This window comes from Butyrivibrio sp. (assembly GCF_017433805.1).
Lineage (GTDB): Bacteria > Bacillota > Clostridia > Lachnospirales > Lachnospiraceae > Butyrivibrio.
Genome location: NZ_JAFRGN010000016.1, coordinates 1 through 6,411, shown reverse-complemented (window position 1 = coordinate 6,411; position 6,411 = coordinate 1). Strand labels below are relative to the sequence as shown.

Here is a 6,411-nt window from a genome sequence, read left to right as displayed (position 1 = left end):
CTCCAGCGCATCCTGAATGGCAGTCTCAGAAATTGAATCAAGGGCGCTCGTAGCCTCATCCAGTATGAGAATCTTGGGATCCTTGAGAATAACTCTCGCAATGGACAACCTCTGCTTCTCACCGCCAGATAGCTTCAGTCCCCTGTTACCAACCATAGTATCATAGCCGTCAGGCTGGCTCACAATGAATTCATGGATATTAGCGTTCTTGCAGGCAGCAATTATCTCCTCGTCAGTTGCATCCTCCTTAGCATAGAGAAGATTCTCTTTGATTGTGCCGTTGAAAAGATATGTCTCCTGCGTTACAACACCGATATTAGCTCTAAGATATGATAGATCAAAATCTCTTACATCCGTATTGCCAATCTTAACTGCGCCAGAGCCTACATCGTAGAGCCTTGGAATAAGGTTGACAACCGTTGATTTACCAGAGCCTGATGGTCCAACTATAGCGTACATCTGACCTCCAGGTACAGTGAAGTTAACATCCTTGAGAATCTGTACCTCCGGACTATAGGCAAAAGAAACATGTTCGTAGGTAATGTCCTGCCTTGTTATGTCAGGTTTGACGCCATTTTCAGGACTAACAATACTGCTCTTCATATCGAAATAGTCAAAGATTCTGGTAAAGAGCGCTAGACTTCTTGTAAAGTCCACCTGCAAATGCAGAAGCTCCTGAATAGGTCTGTACAGTCTATTTATAAGGGCAACCATAGCTGTAATAGTACCAACTGTAAGCCCCTCGTCCATCTTGGAAATAATAAGATAACCACCTGCGAAGTAGATCAGAAGCGGTCCAACCTGAGTGAACATACCCATAACCACTCTGAACCAGCTACCACTCCTCTGTTCCTTAAGGTTAAGAGCTGTGAGCTCTGAGTTCACCTTAACGAATCTGTCGTACTCTTTTTCCTCTCTGGTAAAGAGCTTGACCAGCATTGATCCACTGACACTAAGTGACTCGTTGATGAGCTGATTCATCTCGTCGTTCTTCTGCTGGGAATCTGTTCTGATCTTCCACTGATTCTTGCCGACTCTCTGTGTTGGCAGAATGAGGAGCGGAATTATGATAACTCCCACAATAGCCAGCTGCCAGCTCATGGTAAAAAGAGCTACCAATGTAGTAACGACTGTCGCTACGTTAGATACGACACTTGAGAGCGTTCCAGAAATAACGCTACTGACTCCGCTGATGTCTGTGTTCATTCGGGTTATGATGTCGCCCTGTTTCTCTGTTGTAAAAAAGGAATGTGGCATGTACTGCAGATGGTGATACATCTGATTCTTCATGTCATAGATAATGCGCTGGGAAATCCACGCATTGATATAAGACTCCAAGACTCCTACTATCTGCGACGCAGCCAGGGTTGCGAAGGCCATGAGAAGAAGCCTTATGAGAAGCGCCATGTCTTTATTGATAAGGGCCTGATCCACAATCTTACCAGTGATGATCGATGGTAAAAGGCCTACCACAGCACACAACAGAATCGCAATAAAAACAAACGCAAACTGAAGCCTATAGGGCTTTAAATACGATAATATCCTCTTTATCAGCTTGGCATCGACTTTGGGGAGGTTCTCTTTTTCCTCATCGGTAAGAAAACCTCTTGGTCCAAATCCTCTTCCCCCAGGTCCTGGCATACTCTTTTCCTCCGTAAACTATGAACTGTACAGTATTTTCCTTGACTATACTATACGTAACCGATATCATTACTATATTATCGAAAAAATCTATCTGCAAGAAGTCTATTTTTTACCACGAACCCTGAAAACTTAATACAAAATTATTTTCCGAATGCAAACCCGTATGGGTATGTAAAAAATATTTTTATATAAGGAGATATGGTATGAAAGGTTTTGCAATGCTCAAAATCGGCGAAGTAGGCTGGATTGAGAAAGAACGCCCAGCATGTGGTCCTATGGACGCAATTTGTAAGCCATTGGCTATCGCAATTTGCACATCAGATGTCCACACAGTATGGGAAGGTGCAGTAGGTGATCGTCACAACATGATTCTCGGCCACGAGGGATGCGCTGAGGTCGTTGAGGTCGGTTCAATGGTTAAGGATTTCAAGCCAGGTGATAAGGTACTCGTTCCTGCTATCACTCCTGACTGGAACTCTCTTGAGGCTCAGGGTGGATTCTCTATGCACTCTGGTGGTATGCTTGCAGGTTGGAAATTCTCTAACTTCAAGGATGGTCTTGATTCTGAGTTTTTCCATGTTAATGACGCAGATGGTAACCTCGCTCACATGCCTGAAGGCATGACACTTGAAGATGCTTGTATGCTTTCTGACATGGTTCCTACAGGTTTCCATGGCGTAGAGCTTGCTGATGTACAATTTGGTGATACAGTTCTTGTAATCGGTATCGGACCTGTTGGTCTTATGTCTGTTGCAGGTGCTCGCCTTCGCGGTGCATCACGCATCATCGCTGTAGGTACTCGTCCTACATGCGTAGAGGCTGCCAAGTTCTATGGTGCAGATGATTTTATCAGCTACAAGAACGGAACTATCGAAGATCAGGTTCTTGCTCTTACAGATGGTAAGGGTGTTGACCGCGTTATCATCGCAGGTGGCGGTGTTCAGACATTTGAGTCTGCTGTTAAGGCTCTTAAGGCTGGCGGTAAGATTGGTAACGTTAACTACCTCGGAAGCGGCGACTACATCACAATTCCTCGTGTCGAGTGGGGTGTTGGTATGGGTCACAAGCAGATCGCCGGTGGTCTTATGCCAGGCGGACGTCTTCGTATGGAGAAGCTCGGTGCTCTTGTATCTTCTGGTAAGCTCGATGTTAGTAAGCTTTCAACTCATGTATTCCATGGATGGGAGCATATTCCAGAGGCACTCCAGATGATGAAGGATAAGCCAGCTGATCTTATCAAGCCTGTTGTTATTCTTGATAACAACCCATAATTTAAGTCAGTAATTAAATAAATACAATCTGCAGGGAGCAGCTACGGCTGCTCCTTGCTTTGGAGTAATATGAAGATTCTCATTACATCTGGTTTTCTTGGTGCCGGAAAGACAACTTTTATCAAAGAACTTATCAAACGAAGTGGCACATTCCCTGTTGTTCTTGAAAATGAATATGGCGACAATTCTATTGATGCCGATGAACTCAGAACCAAGACCTCAGGCAAAAAAGAATTAGAAGTCCTGGAATTTATGGAAGGCTGCGTTTGCTGTACCATGAAGGACAGCTTTATCAATTCTGTCCTCACAGTATATTCCAGTCTTTCACCTGAATATCTGATAATTGAACCCACTGGCGTTGGACGCCTTAGTAATATAATCAGTAACCTGACACCAATTCTTCATGGTGATGTCACTTTACTTAAGCCAATTGTTGTCCTTGCTCCCAGGAGCTTTAAGCAGAACATGGCTGAATTCCCTGAGCTTTACAAAGATCAGATTGCAAACGCTCAGACCGTTGTATTTTCAAAATGCGAAAATGAGTCTTATGAAATACTCGCAGAAACTGCAGCGGCTATAAGGGCGTTCAATCCTGATGCAGAGATAATAAAAGAGCACTACACAGGACAAAGCGATGCCTGGTGGCGCTCAGTAATGGAACTGCCTGCAAATGAGGCAGAAATATCTAAACCTGAAGGTGAAGCTGATTCCTTTACCCAGATTACTATTAATAACGCACATCTTAACAATCCTGGAGAACTTATAATGCTCCTTGAGGATTGTCTCAGAGGTGTTTGCGGACATGTAGTTCGCGCAAAGGGAACTGTACCAGTTGGTAGCGATGGTTGTTCAATGCTCAGATTCGACTTGGCTGATAACCTGTATTCCATCGGCGAGTCACCAGCAGCTACAAATCAGTGCGTATTTATCGGTGAGTATCTTGATGCAGCGGCTCTTCACCGCCGCATGGGAGATGACTCTTTTTCCGATGCTCCAGTTTGGAAAGCACCTCAGAAGCTAAGCAAAAACAGGCCAGTTCAGCCAAGATACATGGCTATCACTCAGTGATCTGTACAACGCCGCCTTCTTTGACAGTTATGTTCATTCCAGTCTTGACGTAGTCAAGGAACTCATCTCCCAGACTATCAATAGTAGGCATCTTGGCATCTGTCCAGATATCAGCAAGGAGAACTCCTGCTGCGCCTATAGAATCAATTGGTTTAGAAAACAGCATGCAGGCTGGCTGACGTCCAGAATCTGCAGCAGTAAATAAAATCATTCCACCTGTAGTAGAGCCGATGGTTTGTGGAAGGCATAATGCCACACCAGCCATTGGCTTTTTGTATATGTCAGGGTTATTCTGATCTGAACATGTAGCCTTTTTATCGCCTGTAAGAAAGCTTGTCTGATAGCTTGCAAGTGTATTGAATCCGCCATGAGAAACAAGTGCCTGTGCACTACACTCTCCTGGAATTAAAACTCTTCCTTTGAACTCTTTCATGATCATTTCCTCCCCTTTCCTGTGATAATATCAAGTATCTGGTCATCCTCGTAGAAACGACAGGATGTGTATGTGCGAAGCTTATTAGAGTTAGTAATGATTGGCATTGAATGAACCAGCGGATTGTCGCAGTACATAAGCGGACAGATGTAGCTTATGGTAAGCCCGATCTCCTCTGCCATGCTCTCCTCTTTGCAGCCTTTTATGCTCTCAATAACTCCAGGAGCAGATGTGAGAACTGTTGGCACAGTTGTGGTGCGAAGTCCATTTTCTTTTACACCCTCGTAGATATCGTGAATCCAGCCAAGGAGCTCAGTCTTGGAAAGATGTGGACAGCCAATGAAACACATCTTGGGCTTGGCATCCGGATTCTTCCAGATAATTGGATAACTGTCGATTACACGCTTGATCTCCGCATCATCGATAATATATGTTCTAGCGTCATCTGTGATGAGTTTAGTACCAAGCTCAGTAGCTTCAGGTGTGAGTTTATCGATGTGATAAAGACCTACTGCTCCATTTGAAGCAGTTGCAGCTCCGAAATTCTTAAGATATGTGCATACTTCCGGTGTCAGCTTATCCCCAAGAAATTCGTCCAGTCCAAATACATAAGGTACGTCCTCCATAACCTTCATACCAATAGCAGAACCAAGAACCTGAGCTGAAGGAAGTTTACTTGTCTTAACTTCAATTCTCCAGGTAGCTTTTCTTCCCTCATCTGTCAAAAGACCAAACTTAGGAACGCAGCCAAGAATTGAACCAAAAAGCTCGATAATTCCAGAGTTACGGTTGCAGCGAGCACCAAGCACAGAGTTGGCATACACAACAGCTGACGATTCAGCCCAGCTAAGAATATCCCCCTTCTTAGGTCTGTTTCCCTGCTCTTCAAAATAGCATGCACAGGAGAAGGCATCACTGCTCTTAAGGCCAAGCTTACTTAGCTGCTTTTCATATCTCTTTTGCTCGGAGTACATAAATTTGTAGAATACGAGATCCTTGATGGGTCCCGATGGAACATTCTTATCAAGTGGTCTTGGATCCATAGTGAATTTCTGCTTGGACACTACCCCTGCTGAGATCAATTCATCCATCAGCTTATAAACTGGATCAATAACCTGCAGTCCAAAGCTGGTTACAAGATGTCCGTACTGACCTGTAACTTCTGCCATTTCTTCTGCGCCAAATAGTTCCCCGTACCTTACAAGAGTTTCCATGATCTTGGCATAGGTCTCGCCCTTTTTGCCATCCAGAATCTCCTGCTGCTCTGTTGTTAGCCTCATCATACTATCTCCTCTCTATTATTTGCATTATCTCTTATTGAGCTTATATCCTACAAATGAACCGATAATACCTCCTACAACGTGTGACAGATTTGATATGTTATCCTGAAGGAACACGCCCTCGTACACCTGCTGCCCAAGGAACACGATAGCAACAAGAATGAATGTCAGCGGAATCTCCCCATTTTTGAAGCTTGTAAATGATGTCAAAAGAATAAACGCAAACACCACTCCACTGGCTCCGCACAGAGCAACATTCCAGAACAGTACATAATTCACAATGCCTGTCACAAAAGCTGTGATCAGGATAACCTGAAGTATTCTCTTGGAGCCATATTTTTCTTCAAGCATCGGACCAAGTAGCAAAATGTAGGCTGCGTTACCAATATAGTGTTCCCAGCCTCCATGACCTAGAACGTGGGTAAAAAATCTCACGTAGGTCATTGGGCTCAGCAAAGAAGAATGATATGTCATAAAAAGAAGCTGATTAGTAATACCCCCAGTCGCAAAGCCAAGAATCAGCACTGCAAGGCTTGTAAATATAAATCCCAGTACCACTGGGGAATTGAATGTGATTTTAAATTTCTTCATCGTTTTCTCTTTTCCTATATTCTCTATCTTTCTCTAATCATCAGAGTATCTATAATTCCTGTATTACTTTCTGATCATCTGAATATCAATATCTATGCCACCGTCAATTCCTTTGATGCGGCCT

The 6,411-nt window shown here is 43.8% G+C and carries 6 protein-coding genes; 2 read left to right on the top strand and 4 right to left on the bottom strand.

Translation table 11 applies throughout. The features are described from left to right. Window positions 1–1,641, bottom strand: a 1,641-nt coding sequence (locus tag IJI01_RS05900; RefSeq protein ID WP_292187253.1) for an ABC transporter ATP-binding protein, incomplete at its 3' end; no start/stop codon positions are given. Window positions 1,642–1,847: 206 nt separating this feature from the next. On the opposite strand from IJI01_RS05900, the gene IJI01_RS05895 reads away from it, so the two are divergent. Together IJI01_RS05895 and IJI01_RS05890 are read left to right on the top strand one after the other, a co-directional pair. Next, complete coding sequence (locus IJI01_RS05895) at window positions 1,848–2,915, top strand: NAD(P)-dependent alcohol dehydrogenase (protein WP_292187251.1); 1,068 nt, start codon at window positions 1,848–1,850, stop codon at window positions 2,913–2,915. Window positions 2,916–2,984: 69 nt separating this feature from the next. Beyond that, window positions 2,985–3,983, top strand: coding sequence for a GTP-binding protein (locus tag IJI01_RS05890; protein ID WP_292187248.1), 999 nt, complete (start codon window positions 2,985–2,987; stop codon window positions 3,981–3,983). Here the strand turns inward: IJI01_RS05890 and IJI01_RS05885 are convergent. Genes IJI01_RS05885 through IJI01_RS05875 form a run of 3 tightly spaced genes read right to left on the bottom strand, consistent with a single transcriptional unit; the run spans window position 3,973 to window position 6,287 of the window. Next, window positions 3,973–4,416, bottom strand: a complete 444-nt coding sequence (locus tag IJI01_RS05885; protein ID WP_292187245.1) for an aconitase X swivel domain-containing protein — start codon at window positions 4,414–4,416, stop codon at window positions 3,973–3,975. The two genes, IJI01_RS05890 and IJI01_RS05885, sit on opposite strands and share 11 nt — an antisense overlap. 2 nt (window positions 4,417–4,418) lie before the next feature. Continuing rightward, on the bottom strand, window positions 4,419–5,699 hold the full coding sequence (locus IJI01_RS05880) for an aconitase X (protein ID WP_330623080.1): 1,281 nt from the start codon (window positions 5,697–5,699) through the stop codon (window positions 4,419–4,421). Window positions 5,700–5,723: 24 nt separating this feature from the next. Then, a complete protein-coding gene (locus IJI01_RS05875; protein WP_292187242.1) occupies window positions 5,724–6,287 on the bottom strand; it encodes a rhomboid family intramembrane serine protease in 564 nt (187 codons plus the stop codon). Between the last annotated feature and the right edge of the window lie 124 nt (window positions 6,288–6,411).

What these genes read in the sequence shown, in the direction of transcription:
- IJI01_RS05875 (WP_292187242.1), bottom strand. Translation starts at nt 6,287, where the DNA reads ATGAAGAAATTTAAAATCACATTCAATTCCCCAGTGGTACTGGGATTT.
- IJI01_RS05880 (WP_330623080.1), bottom strand. Translation starts at nt 5,699, where the DNA reads ATGATGAGGCTAACAACAGAGCAGCAGGAGATTCTGGATGGCAAAAAG.
- IJI01_RS05895 (WP_292187251.1), top strand. Translation starts at nt 1,848, where the DNA reads ATGAAAGGTTTTGCAATGCTCAAAATCGGCGAAGTAGGCTGGATTGAG.
- IJI01_RS05885 (WP_292187245.1), bottom strand. Translation starts at nt 4,416, where the DNA reads ATGAAAGAGTTCAAAGGAAGAGTTTTAATTCCAGGAGAGTGTAGTGCA.
- IJI01_RS05890 (WP_292187248.1), top strand. Translation starts at nt 2,985, where the DNA reads ATGAAGATTCTCATTACATCTGGTTTTCTTGGTGCCGGAAAGACAACT.